At 53.5% G+C, this 24207-nt stretch carries 22 protein-coding genes; 11 read left to right on the top strand and 11 right to left on the bottom strand.

What is annotated here, in order from left to right:
* Nucleotide 1: 1 nt before the first annotated feature.
* The 4 genes from ACSZPU_RS04115 to mntR form a co-directional block, all read right to left on the bottom strand.
* Entirely contained in the window at nucleotides 2-1573 is a 1572-nt protein-coding gene (locus ACSZPU_RS04115) for a DHA2 family efflux MFS transporter permease subunit (RefSeq protein WP_498995763.1), read from the bottom strand.
* Nucleotides 1570-2673 carry an HlyD family secretion protein gene (locus ACSZPU_RS04110; RefSeq protein ID WP_498995761.1) on the bottom strand — a complete coding sequence of 368 codons (1104 nt, stop codon included), beginning with the start codon at nucleotides 2671-2673 and terminating at the stop codon, nucleotides 1570-1572. Before ACSZPU_RS04110 ends, ACSZPU_RS04115 begins: the two co-directional genes overlap by 4 nt.
* 100 nt (nucleotides 2674-2773) lie before the next feature.
* Nucleotides 2774-3883 carry an anion transporter gene (locus ACSZPU_RS04105; RefSeq protein ID WP_498995759.1) on the bottom strand — a complete coding sequence of 370 codons (1110 nt, stop codon included), beginning with the start codon at nucleotides 3881-3883 and terminating at the stop codon, nucleotides 2774-2776.
* A complete protein-coding gene (mntR, locus tag ACSZPU_RS04100; protein WP_498995756.1) occupies nucleotides 3880-4350 on the bottom strand; it encodes a manganese-binding transcriptional regulator MntR in 471 nt (156 codons plus the stop codon). The genes ACSZPU_RS04105 and mntR overlap by 4 nt, the downstream gene beginning before the upstream one ends.
* Before the next feature lie 192 nt (nucleotides 4351-4542).
* Between mntR and mntS the strand changes: the two genes are divergently transcribed.
* Both mntS and ACSZPU_RS04090 read left to right on the top strand, forming a co-directional pair.
* Nucleotides 4543-4671, top strand: coding sequence for a manganase accumulation protein MntS (gene mntS, locus ACSZPU_RS04095; RefSeq protein ID WP_498995754.1), 129 nt, complete (start codon nucleotides 4543-4545; stop codon nucleotides 4669-4671).
* Between the two features lie 276 nt (nucleotides 4672-4947).
* Nucleotides 4948-6531, top strand: a complete 1584-nt coding sequence (locus tag ACSZPU_RS04090) for a phosphoethanolamine transferase (protein ID WP_498995753.1) — start codon at nucleotides 4948-4950, stop codon at nucleotides 6529-6531.
* 66 nt (nucleotides 6532-6597) lie between these two features.
* Here ACSZPU_RS04090 and ompX read toward each other — a convergent pair whose 3' ends face one another.
* Nucleotides 6598-7110, bottom strand: a complete 513-nt coding sequence (gene ompX / locus ACSZPU_RS04085; protein WP_498995751.1) for an outer membrane protein OmpX — start codon at nucleotides 7108-7110, stop codon at nucleotides 6598-6600.
* A 353-nt stretch (nucleotides 7111-7463) separates the two neighbouring features.
* On the opposite strand from ompX, the gene rhtA reads away from it, so the two are divergent.
* The 6 genes from rhtA (at nucleotide 7464) to ybiO (ending at nucleotide 14168) form a co-directional block, all read left to right on the top strand.
* Entirely contained in the window at nucleotides 7464-8351 is an 888-nt protein-coding gene (gene rhtA / locus ACSZPU_RS04080) for a threonine/homoserine exporter RhtA (RefSeq protein WP_498995750.1), read from the top strand.
* A 310-nt stretch (nucleotides 8352-8661) separates the two neighbouring features.
* Entirely contained in the window at nucleotides 8662-9165 is a 504-nt protein-coding gene (gene dps / locus ACSZPU_RS04075; RefSeq protein WP_498995747.1) for a DNA starvation/stationary phase protection protein Dps, read from the top strand.
* A 375-nt stretch (nucleotides 9166-9540) separates the two neighbouring features.
* Entirely contained in the window at nucleotides 9541-10284 is a 744-nt protein-coding gene (gene glnH / locus ACSZPU_RS04070; RefSeq protein WP_498995744.1) for a glutamine ABC transporter substrate-binding protein GlnH, read from the top strand.
* A gap of 137 nt (nucleotides 10285-10421) precedes the next feature.
* On the top strand, nucleotides 10422-11081 hold the full coding sequence (gene glnP / locus ACSZPU_RS04065; protein WP_498995742.1) for a glutamine ABC transporter permease GlnP: 660 nt from the start codon (nucleotides 10422-10424) through the stop codon (nucleotides 11079-11081).
* Nucleotides 11078-11800, top strand: coding sequence for a glutamine ABC transporter ATP-binding protein GlnQ (gene glnQ / locus ACSZPU_RS04060; RefSeq protein WP_498995740.1), 723 nt, complete (start codon nucleotides 11078-11080; stop codon nucleotides 11798-11800). Before glnP ends, glnQ begins: the two co-directional genes overlap by 4 nt.
* Nucleotides 11801-11930: 130 nt before the next feature.
* Entirely contained in the window at nucleotides 11931-14168 is a 2238-nt protein-coding gene (gene ybiO / locus ACSZPU_RS04055; protein ID WP_498995738.1) for a mechanosensitive channel protein, read from the top strand.
* Here the strand turns inward: ybiO and rlmF are convergent.
* Complete coding sequence (gene rlmF / locus ACSZPU_RS04050; protein ID WP_498995736.1) at nucleotides 14131-15093, bottom strand: 23S rRNA (adenine(1618)-N(6))-methyltransferase RlmF; 963 nt, start codon at nucleotides 15091-15093, stop codon at nucleotides 14131-14133. The genes ybiO and rlmF overlap by 38 nt on opposite strands.
* Before the next feature lie 95 nt (nucleotides 15094-15188).
* Between rlmF and ACSZPU_RS04045 the strand changes: the two genes are divergently transcribed.
* From ACSZPU_RS04045 to ybiJ, 3 genes are all read left to right on the top strand, one after another.
* Nucleotides 15189-15803 carry a flavin reductase family protein gene (locus tag ACSZPU_RS04045; RefSeq protein ID WP_498995734.1) on the top strand — a complete coding sequence of 205 codons (615 nt, stop codon included), beginning with the start codon at nucleotides 15189-15191 and terminating at the stop codon, nucleotides 15801-15803.
* Nucleotides 15804-16000: 197 nt separating this feature from the next.
* The gene (locus ACSZPU_RS04040; RefSeq protein WP_498995786.1) at nucleotides 16001-16267 is read left to right on the top strand and encodes a DksA/TraR family C4-type zinc finger protein; all 267 of its coding nucleotides are present in this window, start codon (nucleotides 16001-16003) and stop codon (nucleotides 16265-16267) included.
* A gap of 285 nt (nucleotides 16268-16552) precedes the next feature.
* Nucleotides 16553-16813: a DUF1471 family protein YbiJ gene (gene ybiJ, locus ACSZPU_RS04035; protein ID WP_498995731.1), complete on the top strand. Its 261-nt coding sequence runs from the start codon at nucleotides 16553-16555 to the stop codon at nucleotides 16811-16813.
* A gap of 122 nt (nucleotides 16814-16935) precedes the next feature.
* On the opposite strand, the gene ybiB is transcribed toward ybiJ, so the two are convergent.
* From ybiB to ACSZPU_RS04010, 5 genes are all read right to left on the bottom strand, one after another.
* Entirely contained in the window at nucleotides 16936-17898 is a 963-nt protein-coding gene (gene ybiB / locus ACSZPU_RS04030; RefSeq protein ID WP_498995729.1) for a DNA-binding protein YbiB, read from the bottom strand.
* A gap of 25 nt (nucleotides 17899-17923) precedes the next feature.
* The gene (gene dinG, locus ACSZPU_RS04025; RefSeq protein ID WP_498995727.1) at nucleotides 17924-20065 is read right to left on the bottom strand and encodes an ATP-dependent DNA helicase DinG; all 2142 of its coding nucleotides are present in this window, start codon (nucleotides 20063-20065) and stop codon (nucleotides 17924-17926) included.
* 123 nt (nucleotides 20066-20188) lie between these two features.
* A complete protein-coding gene (locus tag ACSZPU_RS04020; RefSeq protein WP_498995724.1) occupies nucleotides 20189-21514 on the bottom strand; it encodes a 6-phospho-alpha-glucosidase in 1326 nt (441 codons plus the stop codon).
* A gap of 13 nt (nucleotides 21515-21527) precedes the next feature.
* The gene (locus ACSZPU_RS04015; RefSeq protein WP_498995722.1) at nucleotides 21528-23135 is read right to left on the bottom strand and encodes a PTS transporter subunit EIIC; all 1608 of its coding nucleotides are present in this window, start codon (nucleotides 23133-23135) and stop codon (nucleotides 21528-21530) included.
* A 123-nt stretch (nucleotides 23136-23258) separates the two neighbouring features.
* Nucleotides 23259-23993: a GntR family transcriptional regulator gene (locus ACSZPU_RS04010; RefSeq protein ID WP_498995720.1), complete on the bottom strand. Its 735-nt coding sequence runs from the start codon at nucleotides 23991-23993 to the stop codon at nucleotides 23259-23261.
* Between the last annotated feature and the right edge of the window lie 214 nt (nucleotides 23994-24207).

The following is a 24207-nucleotide window of genomic DNA, read 5'->3' as shown; positions in this document are numbered from 1 at the left end:
ATTAATGTGCTCCTGCGCTGCCTTCGCTCTTAATGGGCGAAAGCAGTAAACAAAAAGGAATCAATAACAGTGCAACCACGCTCAGCAGCGTGAACACATCGATGTAGGCGAGAAAGCGCGACTGCTCAATCATGGTTTTGTACATCTGCCCCATCGCCGTGTTCATCGGGTCGCCCGCCAGTGAGGTGAAGTTACGAATCGCGTCCGCCGATTCACGCACCGCCTGCTGGAAGGGTTCGTTCAGCGGCGACATGTGATACGCCAGATGCGCGCTGTGCGCCTGCGCGCGTTCAGTAATCGCCGCCGTGGAGAGCGAAATCCCCACCGATCCCGCCACGTTACGGAACATGGTGAACAGCGCGGCCGCATCGGCATTGAGCTGGCGCGGAATGCTAATAAAGGCAATGGTGGTCAGCGGCACGAACAGGAAACCCAGCCCTATCGATTGCGCGCTGCGAAACAGCATCAGGGTTTCAAAATCGATGTTCGGAGTCAGTGTTCGCGACCACCAGAACGAGGCAGCGAGGCAGAAAAAGCCAAAAGCGATAAGCCATCGCGTTTGCACGATGGGCATCAGCTTGAGCACCAGCGGGATGGTCAACACGATAAGTACCGCCCCCGGCGACAGCACCAGCCCCGACCAGGTGGCGGTGTAGCCCAGATCCTGCTGCGCCAACTGTGGGATCACCACCGAGCTGCCATAAAGAATCATCGCCATGCCGGCCATTAACAGGCTGGAAATGGCAAAGTTTTTATCCGCCATGCAGCGCAAATCGACCACCGGCTTTTTGGCATACAGCAGCCAGTAAATCGCCCCGACAATACCGACCGCCGTTAGCACGGCAAAGATACGGGTAAAATCAGAGGAGAACCAGTCCTCATCCTCGCCCCGGTCCAGCATCACCTGCAGACAACCGAGCCCGAGCGCGATAAGACCAATCCCCGGCCAGTCGATGGTTAATTTCTTATCCGACTTGCGCTCCCACGGCGGGTCTTCCAGCAGTTGATAGATGGCCAGCACCGTGACGATCCCCACCGGAATATTGATAAAAAAGACCCAGCGCCAGGAGTAGTTATCGGTGATCCAACCGCCCAGAGTCGGCCCCATCACCGGCGCAACAATGATTGCAATCGAGGAGAGGCCAAACGCCTTGCCGCGATCCTCCGGTTTGAAGTAATCCAGCAGCACCGACTGCTGCGTGGGCTGCAGGCCACCGCCGAAAAAGCCCTGCAACACGCGAAACAGAATGATTTGCCACAGCTCAGTGGCGATGCCGCACAGGAAGGAGCAGATGGTAAACATCACGATGCAAATCAGGAAAAACTGTTTGCGGCCAAAGACGCGGCTCAGGAAGGCGGAGATAGGCAGCACGATGCCGTTGGCCACCAGATAGCTGGTTAATACCCAGGTCGATTCGTCGTAACTGGCGGAGAGTGACCCGGCGACGTGCGGCAGCGCCACGTTGACGATGGTGGTGTCAAGGATCTCCATAAACACCGCCAGCGTCACCACCCAGGCAACGGCCCACGGATTACTGGCCGGTCGCCAGTTTTCGTGACTAACGTCGGTCATTCCAGCGTGACCTTCGGCTCAACGGACAGGCCGAGCGGCAGCGGACGGTTCGCATCCAGCCCTTTATCGATAACGATTTTCACCGGCACGCGCTGGACGATTTTGACGAAGTTGCCGGTGGCATTTTCAGACGGGAAGGCAGAAAACTTCGAACCACTCCCCTGCTGGATGCTGTCGATGTGCCCTTCAAGTTCAAGGTTCGGGTACGCGTCCACTTTGAGGCTCACCTTGTTGCCGGGTTTCATGCGTTCAAGCTGTGACTCTTTAAAATTCGCCGTCACCCAGATTTGCGGCGAGACCAGCGAAAACAGCGCCGTGCCCGCCTGCACCAGGGTGCCGGTTTGCACATTGCGTTTGGTGACGAAGCCATCGAACGGGGCGCGAACCTCGGTCCAGGAGAGATTCAGCTCGGCGGTTTCCAGCTGCGCTTTTGCCTGCTCAACCTGGCGCTGGCGGGCCTCGACGCTGGTCTCCTGCTGGCGAATCTGCAACTGCACCTGATCCGCCACTTCGAGTTGCGCCTGGGCGCTTGCCAACTGTGCCTGCGCACTGCGTAGCTGCGCGTTGGCGCTGTCGATATTTTGCTGCGTGGTGGCGCGGGGATCGACGCCGCGCTGGCGTTTATAAGCAGCCTGGGCGTTGGCTAAATCCGCCTGCGCTTTCAGCACCTGCGCCCGCGCTTCATCGCGCTGAGCCGGATATTGTACTTTCGACAGATCCAGCTGCGCCTGCGCCTGGTGGAGCTGAGCCGTCGCCAGCCCGAGCTGCGCCAGGGCCTGATCGCGTTGGGCCATGGCATCACGAGGATCGATAAGCACCAGCAGGTCACCCTTCTTCACCTGCTGGTTATCGTTGACGCGCAGTTCAGTGACGTAGCCCGCCACTTTCGGCGCAATGGTGACCGCATCACCGTCGGTAAACGCATCGTCCGTTGTCTCTTCATTGCGGGTGAGCAACCACCACACCAGCGCAACGACAACCATCACAATCACCACAATACCGAGGATGATAAGGGGTTTCTTGCCGGGGCGCTTGCGAGTTTGCGTCTCTTCCGTTTGCGTTTCCAGCCCGTTCTCAGGGGCGGTCGAATTTTCTGCCATAGTTCGCAACAGTCCTGTCAGTGAACGGCGTCACAGTTACGCCGTTCACTAAACTTAGGCGGTTGCTATACATTTGCCAGGATAAACTGACAAATCAGCACTATCTGACCAGGAATAATCCGTAGCCGACGAGCGCCGCCCACAGCAGCATGGGAAGGGAATAGAGATGGAAGCGCCACCAGATACGGCGGTCGTTCGCCATACGCAGCGCAATCAAATTCGCCAGCGAACCCGGCAGCAGACCGAAGCCACCTACGTTGACCGCCCAGGCCAGCAGCGTGTCCGGCGGCACATAATTGAGCAGTAAAATGGTGGCAGGCACGTTGCTGATAAACTGCGACAGACCAATGGCCGTCAGCCATAAACCTGACGGTGAAAGCTGGCTGGTGCCGGTCAGAAGGTGATGCAGTGCGGGCAGTTGAATCAGCAAATGCACATCGATAAACATGGCGATAAACACCAGCAGCAGCGTCCAGTCGACGCTCAGCACCACGCGGCGGGCGAGCACTAAAAAGCCGACGGCCACCAACGCCAGTCCCCACAGCTCCTGCTTGAGTTCCAGCGCCGTAATAAAGACAAGGTAAAAACCGAGGCAGCTCCAGACCAGTTTGGGTTGCCAGTCCGGACTTTTGGCCCCGCTGTGGTAGTTGAGCGTTTTGTTGGGAAAACAGAACCAGCACAGCACCAGCAACGTCGCCATCATTGCCAGCGCCAGCGGCGTCATCTGCCAGATAAAGGCGAGGAATGACATTCCAGAGCGGCCCCACATCAGGATATTTTGTGGGTTGCCGATCGGGGTGAGCAAAGAACCAGCGTTCACCGCCAGCGCCTCAAAAATGATCAGCCGATTGACCGGGATTTCGCACAGCTTTTTCAAACTGATAGTCAGTGGCACCACGATAAACAGCGCCACATCGTTGGTCAGGAAAGTTGAAAGCAGCGCCGCCGCCAGCACCATAAACATGGCCAGCCGCCGCTCGGTGCGAAAACGCCGTACCATGCGGCGTCCCAGCACATCAAAATAACCGCTCAGTTCCACACCCTTGGTCAGTAGCATCAAACCGCTGAGAGTAATAATGGTGTGCCAGTCAATCGCACCCGGCCAGGCGGCGGGTGCAAACGGAACGGCAAAACAGAGACCAAAACCAATAATCAGCAGCAGATGTAAGAAGCGATCGCGCAGCAACGCGCGAAAGAACGGCAGGCTCATTCAGGCGGCAACCCTTGTTGCAAGGTGAACTGACGAAAACGCTCGAGCGTTTCTTCACTGACGTGGTGTTCCATACCTTCCGCGTCACGGCGGGCTATATCCGGGCTGACGCCCAGTACCAGTAAAAAGCTTTCCACTATTTGATGACGTTCGCGGCTGGCCTGAGCGAGTTTCTCCCCTTCCGGCGTTAAAAAAACACCGCGCCAGGGAATCTGCTCAATGAGCCCAACTGTAGCCAGCCGTTTTAGCATTTTGGCGACCGTGGGTTGGGAAACTCCAAGCCGCGCTGCCATATCCACCTGGCGGGCTTCGCCCACTTCGCGGATCAAATCTGAAATCAACTCAACATAATCGTCAATCAGCTCGCGACGATGCGCTTCGCGGACCTGACGAAAACCTTCGACATGCTCTTCAACATTTACCAGCGTCACTTTTTTTATTGTTGGCTTACCTGCGCGACGATTCATTGTGCTTCCTCTGAGGTGTGACGCGATACCCGCATCATATAAGAGAAGGCACATTGTAAACCATCCGTGAACTAGCACAAAAAATTAACGTATTAGCCATAGCTATACAATATAGCCTGTGCTATATCTGTATGTAATACGTTCACCCCTTCATGGATGGTCGGGATCGAACAAGTCAGTAAGGAGGTCAATATGAACGAATTTCAGAGGTGCATGAGCGTGTTTACTCACTCCCCGTTTAAAGTACGTCTGCTGCTGCTCAATATGTTGTGCGATATGTTTTGCGGCAAGCCACAGAAAGACGAAAAGTCATCCCATTAATGCGGCGTCGCGGTACGCCGCTTCATTTTTCCGTCACAATCCCCAGTTATAATTGGTTCGCCACCCATAATTTCCACTTATTTGTTTGATTTGCAACCGACCTCCCAAAACGACACGGTAGCAGGTGTTGACCTTCTGCACGGCTAACTTTATCTTTGCGCAGCCCTGCACAAATTGCGGCTCGCAGAAGTGGACCACTCCCCCTCTCCACGCACTGTTCGGCAGGTTTTGACCCTTTCGCCAGGGTGAGCACATGGCGTTTTCGCGAAGTAATCTATGAGCATAATCCTTAAAGAATCCGTTGCCTTCCGCAGCCAGACGATCAATCCGTGGACAGGTTTCTACTTTCTCCAGTCAATGTTGATTAATTTTGCTCTTGGTTATGAATTTAGTGTGTTGTACGCCGTCGTCTTTACCTGCGCGCTTTGCGTGCTGTGGCGACATGCCCCGCGGGCGCAAAAAGTGGTCATTGGTATTACGTCACTGATTGCCGCCAGCTATTTCCCGTTTGGCCAGGCTTATGGCGCGCCGAACTTTAATACCCTGCTGGCCCTACACTCGACCAATATGGAAGAGTCGACGGAGATTCTGACCATTTTCCCGTGGTACCACTACGCCATTGGCGCGTTTATCTTTGCACTGGGGATTGTGTCACTGCGTCGCCGGGTGACTCAGCCGTCTGTCCCGTGGCTGAAATGGGATACGCTTGGCGTGGTGTTCTGCGTCGCGTCCTATTTTATCGGCCCGCTGCAAAACCACTTCCGTGGCTTTGAGTTCAAGCTGATTGATACCGGCGTTCCGGTGCTGCGCTTCGTACGCGATGTGGTGGTGAACAACTACGAAGTGGTGAAAGAACAGGAAAACATGGCGCAGCTTGCCAGCATGAAAGACACCTGGACCATCCTTGGCGTTAAGCCGAAATATCACACCTATGTGGTGGTAATTGGCGAAAGCGTGCGTCGTGACGCGGTGGGGGCATTTGGCGGCCACTGGAACAACACCCCGTTCGAAAGCCAGGCCAATGGCACCTTCTTTATGGATTACATCTCTGCCAGCGGCTCGACGCAGAAATCCCTGGGCCTGACGCTGAACCGCGTTGTGGATGATAATCCGCAGTATCAGGATAGCTTTGTCACCCTCGCCAACCGCGCGGGCTTCCAGACCTGGTGGTTCTCCAACCAGGGGCAGATCGGCGAGTATGACACCGCAATTGCCAGTATCGCTAAGCGTGCGGATGAAGTGCAGTTCCTGAAAAGCGGCGATTTCGAAGCGGATAAAAACACCCGTGATGACGATTTGCTCAAGCTGACCAACCAGGTACTGACCACTAAACGCAACCAGCCGCAGCTGATTGTGTTGCACCTGATGGGCTCACACCCTTCAACCTGCGAGCGCTCCGGCGGTAAATACAGTGAGTTCGTGCAGTCCAAAGAGACCTCGTGCTACCTCTACTCCATTACGTCAACGGATGAGCTGCTGGGTAAACTCTATTCACAGCTGGTGGCCACGAATGACAGTTTCTCGATGGTTTACTTCTCTGACCATGGTCTGACATTCAGAGAGCGCGGTAAGGATGTGCAGTATCTGGCGCACGACGACCTGTTTAAACAAAACTTCCAGGTGCCGTTTATGGTGCTGTCGAGCGATGACACTAAGCATCGGGAGATTAAAGCGCGCCGTTCAGCGAACGATTTCCTGAGCTTCTTCTCGCAGTGGACGGGGATTACCACCAAAGAGATTCAAAATGCGTACCCGTTCATGTCCGAGCAAAAGGCCGGGCAAGTCTACATTACCAACTTTAAGTTACAGAAAATTGACTACAACCGCCTGGCGACAGATATTTTCGATACCCGCCGCTAACCGGTTTTCTGGATAACAGGTAAAAAAAACCCGCCCCTTGAGGCGGATTTTTTATTGCTAGCCGAATTAGAAACGGTAGCCGACACCTGCGATCCAGGTGCCAACGTCAACGCTACGAATGCGAGACTGCTCGTAGGAGAAGTCCAGAGCAACGTTTTCGATCGGGTTGAACTGCAGACCTGCGCCGTAGGAGAAGCCGTAGTCGCTGGTGTCTGCGGTTTTAGCCACATCAACAGTCTGCTGGAATTTACCGTAGCCAACACCCACAACACCGTAGATGCTTGCCCAGTCGTTCAGACGGTAAGCCGGACCTGCAGTGATGCCATAGTACTGGCCTTTGTTGTAAGCGCCATCTTCAGTACGATCTTTTTCAGTGTACGTGAAGGAACCGATAACACCCAGCGGGCTGTTGTCCTGCTCGTAGCGATATTTCAAGTTGAAACCGCTTGCTTTGTTCGCCACGCCCTGCGCATCGCTCTGAGCATAACCACCGGTAACGGTAGAAGTTGCAGCAGAAGCAGAACCTACGGATACGGCCAGTACAGCGGCCAGTGCTGAAAGACATGCAATTTTTTTCATAACCACCTCAAATGTGCTTCAAGTAAATCCTAAGTTTTAAATATATCAAAAATTGTTAAGAAACTCTTTGGGCTAAACGATGTCTAAAGAGACCTTTCATGTAACAGAACATTTCACCTGCTTACTAACTCTTTCATTAAACGGTCGTTTTTCCACACAACATACCATTATGAAGGTTCACTCCCGGTATGTTCATCCAGATTATTCCTAATCAGACAGGTTAATTAACCATCAGATGTCATCTATTTTACGCATATTTCGCCGCTGTTTTTCAACAAAGTCTCAACCAGCCGGGGCTAATTCAAGTAGACTGCAAGTTTTACTTTGATTGACATAATTTGACGGGAGAAAGGATGCCTGGGTCGTCTCGTAAAGTGCCGGTGTGGTTATCGGTTGTGGTGTTGCTGGTTGCGATGTGCTCTATCCAGGGCGGGGCATCACTGGCGAAATCGTTATTCCCCATCGTGGGGGCACCCGGTATGACGGCGCTGCGTCTAGCGCTGGGCACGTTGATTCTGGTGGTGGTTTTTAAGCCCTGGCGTCTGCGTTTTACTCGCGAACAGCGCCTGCCGCTGCTGGCGTATGGTTTGTCGCTTGGTGCGATGAACTATATGTTTTATCTCTCGATCCAGACGATACCGCTGGGTATAGCGGTGGCACTGGAATTCGTCGGCCCCCTTTCCGTTGCGCTTTTTGGATCCCGTCGCGCCATTGATTTTGTGTGGGTTATTCTGGCCGTTATTGGCCTGTGGTATTTATTACCGCTCGGTGACAATGTTTCCCATGTGGATTTAACCGGTGCGGCATATGCACTGGGCGCAGGTGCATGCTGGGCGGTTTATATTATTTCAGGCCATAAGGCCGGGGAAGAACATGGCCCGGCAACGGTAGCACTGGGTTCGTTAATAGCCGCGCTGGTTTTTGTCCCTTTAGGAACAATCCAGTCCGGCGGATTATTATGGCAGTGGTCTGTACTGCCGCTGGGTATCGCCGTCGCCATATTATCCACCGCCCTGCCCTACTCACTGGAAATGATTGCGCTTACCCGGTTGCCTACACGTACCTTTGGCACGCTGATGAGTATGGAGCCTGCGCTGGCGGCGGTGTCCGGTATGATCTTCTTAAGTGAAACGCTGATGCTTCAACAAATTGCCGCCTTAATGTGCATCGTGGTGGCCTCGATAGGCTCAACCATGACGTTACGCCGGGAAGTGAAAATTGAGAAAATTGATATAGGATAATAATTATTATTCAGTATGATTTACACGCCATGCTGAATAATCATCAATGTCAATAGCACATACCTTAATGCTATAAATACTCACACTTCAGCATATATACTTACACTCACATTCCTCTGTCTTATTAATTTCTTACGCTACACGTACACTTTGAAATAATTATTATTCTCGCCGTTTTCAGTGATTGTTATTTTCTTGTTTGTCGTTACTATTGAACCGATAGGTATATTCGAAACATCAGTCAAAAATCAGGTGCTATACTTAGTTCCAGTAATTACCTGGGACACAAACATCAAGAGGATATGAGATTATGAGTACCGCTAAACTGGTTAAAACGAAAGCGTCTAATCTGCTTTATACCCGCAACGATGTATCAGACAGCGACAAAAAAGCGACGATCGAGTTGCTCAATCGCCAGGTGATCCAGCTCATTGACCTGTCACTGATTACTAAACAGGCCCACTGGAATATGCGCGGTGCTAACTTCATCGCCGTCCACGAGATGCTCGACGGCTTCCGTACCGCACTGATCGATCACCTGGATACCATGGCAGAACGTGCCGTGCAATTGGGTGGTGTTGCACTGGGCACCACGCAGGTCATCAACAGCAAAACCGCGTTGAAAAGCTACCCGCTGGATATCCACAGCGTACAGGATCACCTGAAAGAACTGGCTGACCGTTATGCCATCGTGGCGAACGATGTACGTAAAGCCATCGGCGAAGCAAAAGATGAAGACACCGCAGATATCTTCACCGCCGCTTCCCGCGACCTGGATAAATTCCTGTGGTTTATCGAGTCCAACATCGAATAATCCTGACGTACTGATATAAGTACCTAAGATGACCCCTTTGCCACCCGGCAAAGGGGTTTGCACATTTATGGTGCATTACTTTTCTGTTTTCCGCCTGAAACCCCACCAGCGCGTTATCATCACGTCACAAAACCGTTAAGAAAAGATTGTTTAATGGCGTTTTCTTGCGCTAAATAACACCGTTCTCTGTGCAAAAGATCTTCACGCACCAATATGAAGCCCTAAAGTGGTGCATCACACCTGTCGCGCTTCGTTTATTGTGTAAATCCAGAAGATCGCCTCTTTACAAAACAACAGGTTGTAAACCTGGCATGATTTTTTCATACTGCGTACGTTCTCGCAGGGGATCGCCCCGTGGATATAAAAGGAAAAACTATGAAGTCTGTATTCAAACTTTCCCTGGCTACACTCGCTCTCGCTTTTGCTGTTTCTTCCCAGGCTGCAAACAAACTGGTTGTCGCGACCGACACCGCGTTCGTTCCGTTCGAATTCAAGCAGGGTGACAAGTACGTCGGTTTCGACGTTGATCTGTGGGCCGCTATCGCGAAAGAACTGAAACTGGATTACGACCTGAAACCGATGGATTTCAGCGGCATCATCCCGGCTCTGCAAACTAAAAACGTTGACCTGGCGCTGGCCGGTATCACCATCACCGAAGAACGTAAAAAAGCAGTTGAATTCTCCGATGGCTACTACAAAAGCGGCCTGATAGTGATGGTTAAAGCCAACAACAACGACGTGAAAAGCGTCAAAGATCTCGACGGCAAAGTGGTTGCAGTGAAGAGCGGCACCGGTTCTGTTGATTACGCGAAAGCGAACATCAAAACCAAAGACCTGCGTCAGTTCCCGAACATCGACAACGCATATATGGAACTGGGCACCAACCGTGCTGACGCTGTTCTGCACGATACCCCGAACATCCTGTACTTCATCAAAACCGCTGGCAATGGCCAGTTCAAAGCGGTAGGTGATTCACTGGAAGCACAGCAGTACGGTATCGCATTCCCGAAAGGTAGCGATGAGCTGCGCGAAAAAGTGAACGGCGCACTGAAAACGCTGCGCGATAACGGTACTTACAACGAAATCTATAAAAAATGGTTCGGTACCGAGCCTAAATAATAATTTGTTCTGTACGGTAGAATCGCCCGCAAGCGCTAAGCTTACCGGGACTACGTAAGCAGACTTATAACCCGTAGGCCGGGAAACCGGCACTATGGGTGTTTGTACATTTCCACCACGGTTTACAGGAATTCATCATGCAGTTTGACTGGAGTGCCATCTGGCCTGCCATTCCGCTTCTGATTGAAGGCGCAAAAATGACGCTTTGGATCTCGGTCCTCGGCTTAGTTGGCGGCCTGATTATTGGACTGGCGGCAGGTTTCGCACGCACCTTTGGCGGCTGGATCGCCAACCACATCGCACTCGTTTTCATTGAGATTATTCGCGGTACCCCGATCGTTGTTCAGGTGATGTTTATCTACTTCGCCCTGCCAATGGCATTCAACGATTTGCGTATCGACCCCTTTAGCGCCGCCGTTGTCACCATCATGATTAACTCGGGCGCTTACATCGCAGAAATCACCCGCGGTGCGGTGCTGTCCATTCACAAAGGTTTTCGTGAAGCGGGCCTGGCACTGGGGCTGTCTAAGGGCGAAACCATCCGCCACGTTATCCTGCCACTGGCGCTGCGTCGTATGCTGCCACCGCTGGGTAACCAATGGATCATCAGCATCAAAGACACCTCTCTGTTTATTGTTATCGGCGTCGCCGAACTGACCCGTCAGGGCCAGGAGATCATCGCCGGCAACTTCCGCGCTCTGGAAATCTGGAGCGCCGTTGCCGTTGTCTATCTGATCATTACTCTGGTACTGAGCTTTATTCTGCGTCGTCTTGAAAGAAGGATGAAAATCCTGTGATTGAATTTAAAAACGTCTCCAAGCACTTTGGTCAAACCCAGGTGCTGCATAACATCGACCTGAACATTACTCAGGGCGAAGTCGTGGTCATTATTGGGCCATCGGGATCCGGTAAATCCACCCTGCTGCGCTGCATCAACAAGCTGGAAGAGATTACCGCCGGCGAGTTGATTGTTGATGGCCTGAAAGTGAACGACCCGAAAGTGGACGAGCGCCTGATTCGCCAGGAAGCAGGTATGGTGTTCCAGCAGTTCTATCTGTTCCCACATCTGACCGCGCTGGAAAACGTCATGTTTGGTCCGCTGCGCGTACGCGGGGCGAAAAAGGACGAAGCCGAGAAACTGGCAAAAGAGCTGCTGGCAAAAGTGGGCCTCGCTGAGCGTGCGCATCACTACCCGTCAGAGTTGTCCGGCGGCCAGCAGCAGCGTGTGGCTATCGCCCGCGCGCTGGCGGTAAAACCGAAGATGATGCTGTTTGATGAGCCGACCTCCGCGCTTGACCCCGAACTGCGCCATGAAGTGCTGAAAGTGATGCAGGACCTGGCCGAAGAAGGGATGACGATGGTTATCGTGACGCACGAAATCGGCTTTGCCGAGAAAGTCGCCTCTCGTCTGATCTTCATCGATAAAGGTCGCATTGCCGAAGACGGCAACCCGCAGACGCTTATCGAGAACCCGCCGAGCCCGCGCTTGCAGGAATTCTTGCAGCACGTCTCCTGAGTGTTCACTGCCCTCTTCCCGCCCGGGAAGAGGGTGATTCGCCTCCCCCCTGGATTTATCTCAATTCCTTCGACGCGTTCCCCGGCATCTATACTTATCTTTTTGCTGCACTTTCTCACCGGAGGAGTCTATGCCGTGGATCCTGTTACTCATCAGTCTGTTTTGCCTGCCCACTCAGGCGGCAGGTATTCCCGGCGTGACAACCGGCACCACGGCCTCAGCGCCCGCCGCAGAGACACCCGCACCAGACGTTGAGCAGAAGAAAGCCGCCTACGCTGCGCTGGCTGATGTGCTGGATAATCAGCAATCGCGCCAGGAGCTGATTGACCAATTACGCAAAGTGGCCGCTACGCCGCCACAAGAGCAGGTTCCCACCATCACGCCGCCGCAGATCGTCGAGCAAAAAACGGTGCTGGAGAACGTGACGGATGTGAGCAGCCGCTACGGTGAACAGTTCGCCTCGCGCTTTGCCCAGCTTTACCGCAACATTACCGGCTCCCCCCATAAAGCGTTTAATCCAGACACATTCACCAACGCGGCGACCTATTTCTTGCTGCTGGCCGTACTGGTGTTTGCTTTCTGGTTTTTAGTACGCTTTAGCGTGATGCCGCTGTACCGCAAGATGGGGTACTGGGGGCGCAATAAAAACCGCGAGCGTAATAACTGGCTGCAGCTTCCGGCGATGATTATCGGCGCCTTTATCATCGATCTGCTGTTACTGGCGCTGACGCTGTTTGTCGGCCAGGTGCTGAGCGCCAATCTGAATAACGGAAATCGGACCATCGCCTTTCAACAAAGCCTGTTTTTGAATGCCTTCGCGCTGATTGAGTTCTTCAAAGCCATCCTGCGGCTGATTTTCTGCCCGCGTATTCCGGAGCTGCGTCCGTTCCGTATTGAGAATAATACCGCCCGCTACTGGCACCTGCGTCTCAGCGCCCTGAGCAGCCTGATAGGCTACGGTTTGCTGGTCGCCGTGCCGATTATCTCCAATCAGGTGAACGTACAGGTGGGCGCGCTGGCAAACGTCACCATCATGCTCTGTATTACCGTCTGGGCGCTGTACCTGATTTTTCGCAACAAGCGTGATATCCAGCACAACCTGATTCATCTTGCGGACCATTCGCTGGCCTTCTTTAGCCTGTTTATCCGGGCCTTCGCGCTTATCTGGCACTGGCTTGCCAGCGCCTATTTCATCGTGCTGTTCTTCTTCTCGCTGTTTGATCCCGGCAACAGCCTGAAATTTATGATGAGCGCAACGGTCAGCAGCCTGGCAATTCTGAGTATCGCGGCCTTCCTTTCCGGCATGCTGTCGCGCTGGATCAATAAGACCATCACCCTCTCGCCGCAAGTGCAGCGCAACTACCCAGAGCTGCAAAAGCGGCTCAACGGCTGGCTTTCCGCATCGATGAAGGCGGCGCGCATCCTCATTGTTTGCGCCACCGTGCTGCTGTTGCTCAACGCCTGGGGTCTGTTCGATTTCTGGTACTGGCTGACCTATGGCGCAGGAGAAAAAACGGTGGATATCATTATTCGCATCGCGCTGATTCTGTTCTTCTCCGCCGTGGGCTGGACGGTGCTGGCGAGCATTATCGAAAACCGCCTCGCCTCAGATATTCACGGCAGGCCGCTTCCCAGCGCGCGCACCCGCACGTTGTTAACCCTGTTTCGCAACGCACTGGCGGTGGTGATCAGTACCATCACGGTGATGATTGTGCTCTCGGAGATTGGCGTCAATATCGCCCCGCTGCTGGCCGGGGCCGGTGCGCTGGGGCTGGCGATTTCATTCGGTTCACAAACCCTGGTGAAAGATATTATTACCGGCATCTTTATTCAGTTTGAGAATGGCATGAATACCGGCGACCTGGTGACCATTGGCCCGCTCACCGGTACGGTTGAACGCATGTCGATCCGTTCCGTTGGCGTGCGCCAGGATACCGGGGCGTACCATATTATTCCGTGGTCATCGATCACCACCTTTGCCAACTTCGTACGCGGGATTGGATCGGTGGTGGCCAACTATGATGTGGATCGCCACGAAAACACGGAAAAAGCGAATCAGGCGTTGAAAGATGCGGTCGCGGAACTGATGGAAATGGAAGATATTCGCGGACTGATTATTGGTGAGCCGACCTTTGCCGGGCTGGTCGGGTTGACCAATACCGCGTTTACGCTGCGGGTCACCTGCACCACGCTGCCGCTCAAACAATGGACGGTCCGCTTTGCGCTGGACAGCATGGTGAAAAAACACTTCGATCTAGCCGATGTACGCGCACCGGTACAGACGTACCAGGTACTGCCCATGCCGGGCAGTACACCTGCGCCACAGGGGATTAGCGCGCAGCAGCCGCCTGTTGAGCCTGCGCCTTAAAACGGGTTTGCGCCCAGCGCTTACGCTGGGCCTCATCGTGGAATGTCCAGGCGATAAAGCGGCTTTGTTTTTGCCCCTGGGCCATCTCTTTTTTCACCACGTTAACGGCACCGGCCTGAGTCAGGGCACGATACAGCGGCGGTAAATTATCGCCACGGGAGACCAGCGAGCTAAACCACTGCACCTGACGTGCGAACTGTTTGCTCTCATCAATCATCTTACTGATAAACGCCACTTCCCCGCCTTCGCACCAGAGCTCCTGCTGCTGACCGCCGAAGTTGAGTGCTGCATCGCTACCCAGCCCCAGATTGCGGCGCTTACGATCGCTGCCCGCCTGCGCGGCCTGAGCGCTGTCGTGGAAAGGTGGGTTACAGAGCGTGGCATCATACTGCTCATTTTTATGGATGATGCCCGCCAGAATCGCCGCCGGATCTTTCTGACGACGTAAACGCACCGAACGGCTGAGACCTGGGTTGGCATTGATGATCGCCTGTGCGCTGGCAAACGCGGCGTTATCCACTTCGCTGCCGGTAAAACGCCAGCCATATTCATATGCGCCAATCAGTGGGTAGATACAATTTGCCCCGATGCCGATATCCAGCACGCTGGCCTGCGTTGGCACAATACCGTCGGTGTTCTGCGCCAGTAAATCGGCAAGATGGTGAATATAGTCAGCGCGGCCAGGCACCGGCGGGCAGAGAAAGCCCGGCGGAATATCCCACTCTTTTACACCATAAAAGTGTGCCAGCAGCGCTTTATTCAGCGCCTTCACCGCCAGGGGATCGGCAAAATTAACCGTCGGCTCACCCGCCGGACTGGTAATGATAAATTCGCGCAATAACGGCGTCGCGACGCAAAGGGCGTCGAGATCGTAGCGGCTGTGATGGCGGTTACGCGGATGCAACCCCGGCTTCTGGTCTTTCATGGCATTCTCCTGTTGGCAGCGGCGTAAGATACCCGTTGACGGCGGCAGGGTAAATAAGTGAGGCTAAAGAAACTCGCTTCCCACAGGGACTCGCAATGTATTTTTACGAACCGTCTCAAGGCCATGGCCTGCCCCACGACCCGCTCAACGCCATTATCGGCCCACGCCCCATCGGCTGGATTGCCTCGCTGGATGGCGAAGGGCGACAGAATCTCGCACCGTACAGCTTCTTTAACTGTTTCAACTACCGCCCGCCTATTATCGGCTTTGCCAGCAGCGGCTGGAAAGACAGCGTACGTAATATTTGTGAGATCAAAGAGTTTGTCTGGAATCTGACGACCCGCGAACTGGCGGAGCGAATGAACGAAACGTCCGCGTCAATTCCACACGGGGAAGATGAGTTCGGGCGTGCCGGGCTGACCCCGGTGGCAAGCCGTCTGGTGAAAGCCCCGCGCGTGGCCGAAAGCCCGGTGAATTTTGAATGCCGCCTGTCGCAATGCATTCAGCTCACCACCGCAGAAGGCGCACCGGTGAATAGCTGGCTGGTTCTGGGTGAAGTGGTGGCCATTCATATTGATGAGTCGCTGCTGGAAGACGGTATCTATCAGACGGCGAAGGCGCAGCCGGTTCTACGTGCGGGTGGCCCGACCGCCTATTACACGGTGACCGAAGCGCAGCGTTTTGATATGCGCCGTCCTGACGATCGCTAAGTTATATATATATGAGTCAGGTGGACAATGTTCCGTTCACCAAACCTCCTGTGTCAGATATAACATTTGCGCAAGTGAACGGAATATGTCCACTGAACGGCGGATTCCTGCACATTTAATGCAGCCACTTATTGAAATGGTGAATATTTGCGCAAATATTGTATTACTACGTCTGTAATCACGGGGGAGAAAACACCATAGCATCAGGCTGGGCAAATGACGGTGCGGTACAGGATCAAATCGACAGCACCATTGAAGATGCGGTTGCACGTGCCCGTAGCGACCTGCCAACCGGGGAAAGTTTGACGGAGTGTGCAGAGTGCGGAGAACCGATTCCCGAAGCGCGGCGTAAAGCAATACCAGGGGTACGTTTTTGTGTGCAATGCCAACAGAGTAAAGATTTACAGAGCCATACATATGCAGGATATAATCGCAGAGGATCTAAAGATAGCCAGCTTCGTTGACTGTTCTTTACCGTTCAAATCAGCGCAAGCGGTTGCTTTATTGCGCACAAAATTTCGCAGATAAAGTAGCATTCTGTGCCGAAAAATTGCCTCGCACCGGCCGCAACGGCAAAATGCATAATTCGCATAAATAAATCACAACAAATTCATTAACTTGATGATTGTTCAATTTTTTAGAACAAGGTCGTCAATTCTTCTAGATTTTCTCTCTCGCAAAAAACCGTGATACTTATCACATCGACGGAACAACGTCACCTTAACAGAATAACCTGCGAGATAATGACCATGAAAACCATCAAATATGCTGTAGCTGCTATCGCTCTTTCTACCCTCTCTTTCGGTGCTTTCGCGGCACAGGCAATTAGCCCATCTCAGGCACAGAGCATGAATAAAGTCGGTGTGGTTTCTGCGGAAGGCGCGACCACGCTGGACGGCCTGGAAGCACAGTTGGCTGAGAAAGCAGCAGCCGCTGGCGCAACGGGTTACAGCATCACTTCTGCAAACAGCAATAACAAACTGAGCGGTACTGCGGTTATCTACAAATAAGAATGTCTTACCCCGTCGGCGACCCTCCGGCGGGCACTGCTCCAACCCTCATTGACCCTGTTGTTGTTACCTTTTTTGGCCCGTCCAGTGATGAGACGGGCTTTTTTTCGCCTTCAAATCACTTAAAAGCTCTCATCAATACGGGCTAATGCACTCTCAAGCGTCGCCGATTCACCGGTTGCCACCAGACAGCACGCCATCTCGATTTTTAACGACTGAGGAATCGGTTCGCTACCGGCAAGGCAGCGTTCAATCCATTTGGCGGTGGTTTCCGCATCTTTCGCCGCGGGCAGCACGACATCCATCGGTTCATCCTGACGTTCATAAATCACGCGGGCACCCTGGGCATCAATCAGATTGATTTGCGGGCAGCGCTGCGGGTTGGCATAAACCTCCCCCTCCGTCCCGTGCATCAGCAAGCCGCGCCCGCCGATATCGCTAAAGAATTTTCCCACCCGCGTGACATATTCCGGATGCGAGACGCTGGAGAGTCGCAGCGCGGCGTCTTTCTCAAACGGCGTCGCCAGTTTCGCCAGCGTATGGGCGCTGTTACGCACGCCCATTATCCAGCGCAGCGCCAGCTGTTTTTCCAGCGGCGGGCACAGCGCGATCACCGGAATATAGACTGGCTGATGTCCGTCGAGCCGCGCCTGGGCCTGACCGGCATGGTGGGTTGCTTCAATGCCCAGCAGCGTGAAAATGGTTTCGCTGACCACTCGCGTCGGATCTTCGCTAACGCCGTGGACCACCACCGGGAAACCCAGTTTATGCAACAGAATGGCTAACAGCGGCGTCAGGTTTGCCTGCTTACGCGCCCCGTTGTAACTGGGGATGACAATCGGCATCGGCTTCGCCGCCGGCGGCGTCAGGCGCATGGTACGTTGCTGCATCGCTTCGTAAAAACCGAGCATTTCCGCTTCGCCTTCGCCTTTAATACGCAGGGCTATCAGGATGCCCCCCAATTCAAGATCGGGCACATCGCCGTTTAACATCTGGGCATAAAGCCCCCGGGCGGTGTAAAAATCCAGATCGCGGGCATGATTTTTCCCCCGGCCAATCTCTTTAATGATTTTGCGGTAATCCATCAAAACTCCTTACAGGCTCACAATGTCAGCGGCGCTTACGGCGGCTTTGTTTCGGTTTTGTCACTATAACGTCTGGTATATCCGGTTGGGAAATAGGAAAAACCGGCAGCGCGTCGAGCAGGCGCTTACCGTAACTTTTGCTGAGCAGGCGGTTATCATAAATCACCACTTCGCCGTGGCAGCTGTGGCTACGAATTAAACGCCCCACCTGCTGAATCAGCGTAAAAGAGGCGCTGGGCAGACTTTGCACCTCGAAAGGATAGCGATTGAGGCTTTTAAGCCATTCACCCTCGGTAATCACCACCGGGCTGTCGATAGGCGGGAAGGCGATTTTATGGATATGCACCTGCGTCAGGTAGTCGCCTTTTAAATCAAGCCCTTCGGCAAAGGACTGCAACCCTACCAGCACGCTGCGCTCGCCGCCGTCGATACGCTTGCGGTGCAATTCCACCAGGCGGTAGCGCGGCTGGTCGCCCTGCACCAGCAACAACAGGCGCAGGTCGGTAACGTAGGTTAAAAAGAGTTGCATTGCCCGTTGGCTGGCGAACAAGATCAGCATCCCCTGGTGAGCTTTGCTTTCCACCTGTTCGCGGAAAAAAGCCGCCATCTCGGCGAGATGTTCCGCCTCGTTATCAACCAGCGGCGCATAGCGCATTTGCGGAATGACGATTTTGCCCTGCTCAACGTGATTAAACGGTGAATCCAGGGTGACAAAGCGATCCCCGGCTTTCTCTTTCAGGCCGCTCATCTCCTGCAGACGCGAAAAACTGTTCAACGAGCGCAGGGTAGCAGAGGTGACAACAATATGCGGGACGCTGCGCCACAGCAGTTTTTCCAGCTGATCGCTGACACGAATACCGACGCAGTGGAAGTACATATGCAACTGCCCGTCGCGTACTTCCCGGGTCGCCCATTTCGTGACCGGTGCGCCAGAGGCCTGCGCCATCGATGCCAGCCGCCAGAGTTTACTCTGGGATTCGAACATCCCCAGCGCCCGGTTCATCTGTAGCAGAACCCGGTGCAGACGCACAATGTCGTGGCTGCCGGTTTTCTCGCTCAAATCATTGAGAAACAGATCCGCCAGCCCGCGCAGCATATCGGTGAGCTTAGCCAGCCGCTGGCAAATCACCATCACTTCCTCGGGCAACTCCCCCATCGCAAACCGGTGTTCCGCTTCCTGGCCTGCGGGGAGATAGAGATTGAGGATGTTGTTGAGCGAGGCAATCAGTTCGTACAGCTCTTCACAGTGGGCATTAAAACGCTCCGGATTCGCCAGCGGTGGCGTGGTTTTCGGGCGGAACTGCTCGAGACAGGTCGCGACCAGTTTGCTGAATAAATCGAGCTGCAGGCGAAACCAGGGGGCGGTGATCTCGGCACTCATCTCCAGTGCATCACGTGCCACATCCGGCAAATGATGGCCTTCATCCAGCACCAGCAGCAGGTTTTTCGGTTCCGGCAGCACAGCTTCGCTTTCCATCGCTGCCATCACCAGCGCGTGGTTAGCCACCACCACTTCGGCTTCCTGGATTTCACGTCGGGCCACGAAGAAGGGGCATTCACGATAGTAATGGCAATTACGATTGAGGCAGCTGGCCTTGTCGGTACTGAGCCGCTGCCAGAGCGAGTCTTCGATAGTCTGATCCGTATGATCGCGTAAGCCGTCCCACTTGTAGCTGTCGAGATCGGCTTTCAGCTTCGCACAACGCTTCTGCTCTTCTTGATTATTCGGGGTTAACTCGTCATCCAGAAAGGCCAGCAAATCCTGCTGTGACGGTTCGGTACTTGCCAGCGCATTCAGGTTACGCGGGCAAACGTAGCGCCCGCGACCAAAAGCGGCGGTAAAGCGTAAGTCGGGGATGATTTTGCGTAACAGTGGCAAATCTTTGCTGAAAATCTGATCCTGCAAAGCGACATTGGCGGTACTGACCACCAGCGTTTTTTGTTCTTCACGGGCGATGGCAATGCCGGGAATAAGGTATGACAGCGTCTTACCGACGCCAGTCGGCGCTTCAATCGCCAGATGCCGCCCCTCTTCCCCGGCGAGCGTTTTCGCCACATCGGCAATCATCTGCCGCTGCGGTGCGCGAGGAATAAAGTCCGGAATCTGTTGTTGTAACGCCTTATACCAGGCGGCAATTTGCGCTTTTAGCGCAGCGGTGAGGGCCATCGATAAACCTGAAATACTGTATAAACAGCCACTATTGTGGCATTTTTCGCGTTTCAGGGGTAACGCTTTTTCCCATTCTGGAAAGTGGCTCGAGAAAAAAGGAGCCCGCAGGCTCCCGTTGGCTTATTTCAATTCCGGCCAGAAGTCTCGGTTAGCCTCAATTAGGGCATCGAGCACTTTGCGCGCTTTTTTGGCATCGATAATCGTCCGGTTTAACGTCAGTGCCTGCAACGCTTTGGTATATGAGCCTTCAAACCAGGCTTCCACCGTCAGGCGCTCGTAGGCAAACTGTTGTTCGATCATCCCTTTATAGAAGGTCGGGATTTTACCTACACCATACGGACGTGGGCCGTTGCTGCCCACTTCCGCCGTCAGCTCAACCATCACATCATCGTCGAGATTTTCGACCAGACCGTTGTTCGGCACCATGACGATGAATTTCTTTTTCAGGTTGAATGCGATGGCCTCGGCCAGCTCAACGATCATGTCGCCGTGGGCGTCATTATGCACAACGTGCACATTGCGCGTTGTTCCTTCGGCCACCGCCGTGCGGCATTCATCGAATACTCGCTTTTCACGACCGTTGATCACTTCGTTGGCGCGGGTGAAGTTCGGGTCGAGTTTAGAGAACTTATACTCCGGGTAGAGGTAGTACTGCAGATAGGTGTTCGGCAGATAATCCGGGAAATCGCGCAGCATATCCGCCACCGCCGCGTAGGTATCAAGCCAGGACTGGTCGCGCTGCTCGGCATCTGCCGGGATAAAACCATTCTTCGCAATATAGGCCTTCAGCTCGGGCGCCAGATCGTGGCCGTTTTCATCGTACAGATGAGTGAACCAGCCAAAGTGATTAAGACCAAAATAGACCGGGTCGAAGGTTGCCGGGTCGCGCTTTAACAGACGACCATAGGAGCGCAGCAGGTTCACCGGCTGATCGCAGATATTCAGAATGCGATCATCATCCGGGAAACGCTTGTTGAGCGCATCGGCCACAATCGCCGCCGGGTTGGTGTAGTTAAGGATCCAGGCGCGCGGAGAACGGGCGCGGACTTTTTCCACCAGTGCAATCATGTCGCGAATCGAGCGCATGCCGTAGGCAAATCCACCTGCACCACAGGTTTCCTGGCCAATCACGCCAAGGCTCAGCGGGATTTTTTCATCTTTCTCACGCATGGCGTAACCGCCAGTGCGCATCTGACAGAAGATAAAATCCATATCAGTGAAGGCGACGTTTTCATCACCGGTATAAATAAATTCCAGATCCAGGTACTCTTCGCGGAACAGCACTTTGGCATATTCACCGATGACCGCCTGACGTTCTTCATTCACATCGAACATCACCAGTTTCTTTAGCGGCAGACGCGTTTTCAGTTTACATAACGCTTTTAATAAGCCCGGCGTCCACGTGGAACCACCCCCAACTAATACAATATTAAAAGAAGTTTTCATATCATCCGTTCTCTTATTGCGTCTGTTGAACAAGTAAATTTTGTTTCACGGCGCTGGCGATACTTTCCACCTGCGGACCGTAAATAACCTGAATATCGGTGTCGGTAGCGCGAATAAATCCGTTCGCCCCACTTTGTTTAAGAATGACCTCGTCGACTTTGTGCATATCTTTAATTTTCACGCGCAGACGGGTGAAGCAGCAGTCCACATTCTGGATATTTTCTTTGCCGCCCAGGCCCGCGATAATCTTTGCCGTCGCGGCATCGCCTTCCAAAAGTTGTCCGCTATGTTGATGCGCCACTTCGTCTTCTTCACGGCCCGGTGTTCTGGCATTCGTGCGCAGAATTATCCATTTGAAGGCGAAGTAATAAACGGGTGCCCAAATACATCCCAGCAGCAAATCAAACCACCAGTGTGTCTTAGCCCCACCCAGCACGCCAAAGACAATAAAATCAATAAAGCCACCCTGAATATTGCCGATCATTACCTGCAAAAGCTGGGCGCAGGCAAAGGAAAGGCCGGTCATCACCGCATGGAACAAGAACAACAGCGGTGAGACAAAAATAAAGCTGAATTCGAGTGGTTCGGTGATACCCGTGGTGAACGAGGCCAACGTCCCGGCCATCATTAGCGCTTTCACCCGCTGCTTGTGCTCCGGCTTCGCACAGCGGTAAATCGCCAGCGCCGCCGCGGGCAAACCGAACATCATCACCGGAATTTTCCCCTGAGCGAGGAAGCGGGTGGCTTCACGCACCACGTCATCAGCCAGCGCACCGGGATGAGCCAGCGCGTAGTTGAAGATAGAGAGCGCGCCAATCACGCTTTCATTGTCCACATGCACCATGCCGCCCACCGGGGTGAAACGGACGGTTTCGTTGAGGATATGGTGTAAACCGGTAGGGATCAGAATGCGTTCGGTAAAGGCATAGATAAAGGTACCGAAGGGCCCCGATTCACCAATAAACTGACCGAGATGGATAATTGCACTGGCAATTACCGGCCAGATCAATGACATTAATACGCCGACAATCGGCAGGACGATGACGGTAATAATAGGAACAAAGCGACGGCCACCAAAATAGGCGATGGCCGCCGGGAGTTTAATCGTATAAAACCGGTTATGCAGAATCACCGTGACCAGGCCAGCAATAACCCCGCCCAGCACACTCATCTGATAAGAAAAAATCCCTAAGGTGTTGGCAAATTCAGCGGAATACATCACTGCATCGGTCTGGCTATAACCTTTTTCGACTAATGCCGCCACCGAGGTGGTTTGCGGTGTTAAACCTTGCGCCAGTAAGCTGTAATTCACGCCGACATGAAAAGTAATAAACCCGATGACAGCGGCGAGTGCCGCCGTCGGTTTTTCATCTCGCGCCAGACCGATAGCGGCAGCAATCGCAAAAAGTAACGGTAAATTACCAAATAACGCCCCGGCGACTTTGCGGATAAAACCGATAATCTGCTGCATCACTTCGGCATGAATAACGCTCTCACCGACAATAGCCGGGTTTTGCAGTGCGGCAGCAAGTCCCAAAAATATCCCCGCTGCGGCAATCACGGAAATCGGCATCATTAACGCCTTTCCTAAATCCTGTAGAAACTCACCCGGTCGACTCATTGTTATTTTCCTTTAGGGCACTGGCTGAACATGGGACAGAGTATAGCCAGGATAAATGTATAGTTGTCTAGCCCACTAAATTTAAAACGCGGTCGCGATCACAAAGTTCACGCTTTCATCAGATCAGGGACGTGCGGCGGTCAGGGTGAAACGATAGTGCTGCTGGTTGTAGTAGATCTCGGAGATCTCAAAAGGAATATCGCCGCGCAGGAAGGCTATCGACGTGGCGTGAAGGACCGGTTCATCACGGTTGATCCCCAGCATATCGCGCACCTGCTGCGAGGGGAGTTCAGCGCGGATCTCTTTTTCCGAGCGCTCAACGGTAAAGCCTTTGCGGCTGATATAGGCATATTTGGAGCGGTTCAGATCCGCGTCGCTCAGATCGTCGAACGGGTCGCTGATCATCCAGGACTGCTCGAAGACAAACGGAATATCCCCCACCAGACGCAGACGCTGCATAAACCACACATCACTGCCGGGGGTAAGACGCAGCTTATCGGCAATGTCCTGGGAGGCGGCCTGGCGATAAAGACAAATCAGGCGGTTGACTACCGGCTCATTCAGTCCCAGCGTCGCCTCGCTGGAGGAGAGATGCCTGTCGAGCGGCAGAGAAATACGCACGTTTTTGCCCGATTGCACAACGAATGTCCCCTGCCCCCGTCGGCGTTCCACCTTGCCCTGGCGGACCAGGTAATCCACTGCCTTACGCGCCGTCATACGGGAGATGGCAAACTGCTGGCAAAGTTCGTTTTCAGAGGGAATGACGTCACCAGGCCTGAGCGAACCGGCGGCAATCTGGCCGGTAAGGTATTGTTCAAGCTGTAAATAGACTGGCACGGTGGAATGTTTATCGATCATTGGCGCAACTCCCTCTTTCATCCAGGTATGGTAGCGACAGCAACGCAAAGTGACAATGTTTGTCATTCGCCGACCAGGTTTCAGCTGAAAAATGGGTTTTCGCAAACCAGATCACAATTTGGCATACGAATTTACTTGATAGTGTCGTCACGAGGATAAAAATCATTGATAATAGGGCCTTCTAATCAGAAGGCCCTATTATCATGACTATTCC

This window comes from Phytobacter sp. V69, assembly GCF_965644215.1.
Classification (GTDB): domain Bacteria; phylum Pseudomonadota; class Gammaproteobacteria; order Enterobacterales; family Enterobacteriaceae; genus Phytobacter.
The sequence above is the reverse complement of the archived record's forward strand: the minus strand, read 5'-3'. Positions and strand labels throughout refer to the sequence as shown.

What these genes read in the sequence shown, in the direction of transcription:
- ybiB (WP_498995729.1), bottom strand. Translation starts at nt 17,898, where the DNA reads ATGGATTACCGCAAAATCATTAAAGAGATTGGCCGGGGGAAAAATCAT.
- ybiJ (WP_498995731.1), top strand. Translation starts at nt 16,553, where the DNA reads ATGAAAACCATCAAATATGCTGTAGCTGCTATCGCTCTTTCTACCCTC.
- ACSZPU_RS04115 (WP_498995763.1), bottom strand. Translation starts at nt 1,573, where the DNA reads ATGACCGACGTTAGTCACGAAAACTGGCGACCGGCCAGTAATCCGTGG.
- ACSZPU_RS04110 (WP_498995761.1), bottom strand. Translation starts at nt 2,673, where the DNA reads ATGGCAGAAAATTCGACCGCCCCTGAGAACGGGCTGGAAACGCAAACG.
- ACSZPU_RS04090 (WP_498995753.1), top strand. Translation starts at nt 4,948, where the DNA reads ATGAGCATAATCCTTAAAGAATCCGTTGCCTTCCGCAGCCAGACGATC.
- mntS (WP_498995754.1), top strand. Translation starts at nt 4,543, where the DNA reads ATGAACGAATTTCAGAGGTGCATGAGCGTGTTTACTCACTCCCCGTTT.
- glnH (WP_498995744.1), top strand. Translation starts at nt 9,541, where the DNA reads ATGAAGTCTGTATTCAAACTTTCCCTGGCTACACTCGCTCTCGCTTTT.
- mntR (WP_498995756.1), bottom strand. Translation starts at nt 4,350, where the DNA reads ATGAATCGTCGCGCAGGTAAGCCAACAATAAAAAAAGTGACGCTGGTA.
- ACSZPU_RS04010 (WP_498995720.1), bottom strand. Translation starts at nt 23,993, where the DNA reads ATGATCGATAAACATTCCACCGTGCCAGTCTATTTACAGCTTGAACAA.
- ybiO (WP_498995738.1), top strand. Translation starts at nt 11,931, where the DNA reads ATGCCGTGGATCCTGTTACTCATCAGTCTGTTTTGCCTGCCCACTCAG.
- glnP (WP_498995742.1), top strand. Translation starts at nt 10,422, where the DNA reads ATGCAGTTTGACTGGAGTGCCATCTGGCCTGCCATTCCGCTTCTGATT.
- ACSZPU_RS04045 (WP_498995734.1), top strand. Translation starts at nt 15,189, where the DNA reads ATGTATTTTTACGAACCGTCTCAAGGCCATGGCCTGCCCCACGACCCG.
- dinG (WP_498995727.1), bottom strand. Translation starts at nt 20,065, where the DNA reads ATGGCCCTCACCGCTGCGCTAAAAGCGCAAATTGCCGCCTGGTATAAG.
- ACSZPU_RS04015 (WP_498995722.1), bottom strand. Translation starts at nt 23,135, where the DNA reads ATGAGTCGACCGGGTGAGTTTCTACAGGATTTAGGAAAGGCGTTAATG.
- ACSZPU_RS04020 (WP_498995724.1), bottom strand. Translation starts at nt 21,514, where the DNA reads ATGAAAACTTCTTTTAATATTGTATTAGTTGGGGGTGGTTCCACGTGG.
- ompX (WP_498995751.1), bottom strand. Translation starts at nt 7,110, where the DNA reads ATGAAAAAAATTGCATGTCTTTCAGCACTGGCCGCTGTACTGGCCGTA.
- rhtA (WP_498995750.1), top strand. Translation starts at nt 7,464, where the DNA reads ATGCCTGGGTCGTCTCGTAAAGTGCCGGTGTGGTTATCGGTTGTGGTG.
- ACSZPU_RS04105 (WP_498995759.1), bottom strand. Translation starts at nt 3,883, where the DNA reads ATGAGCCTGCCGTTCTTTCGCGCGTTGCTGCGCGATCGCTTCTTACAT.
- dps (WP_498995747.1), top strand. Translation starts at nt 8,662, where the DNA reads ATGAGTACCGCTAAACTGGTTAAAACGAAAGCGTCTAATCTGCTTTAT.
- rlmF (WP_498995736.1), bottom strand. Translation starts at nt 15,093, where the DNA reads ATGAAAGACCAGAAGCCGGGGTTGCATCCGCGTAACCGCCATCACAGC.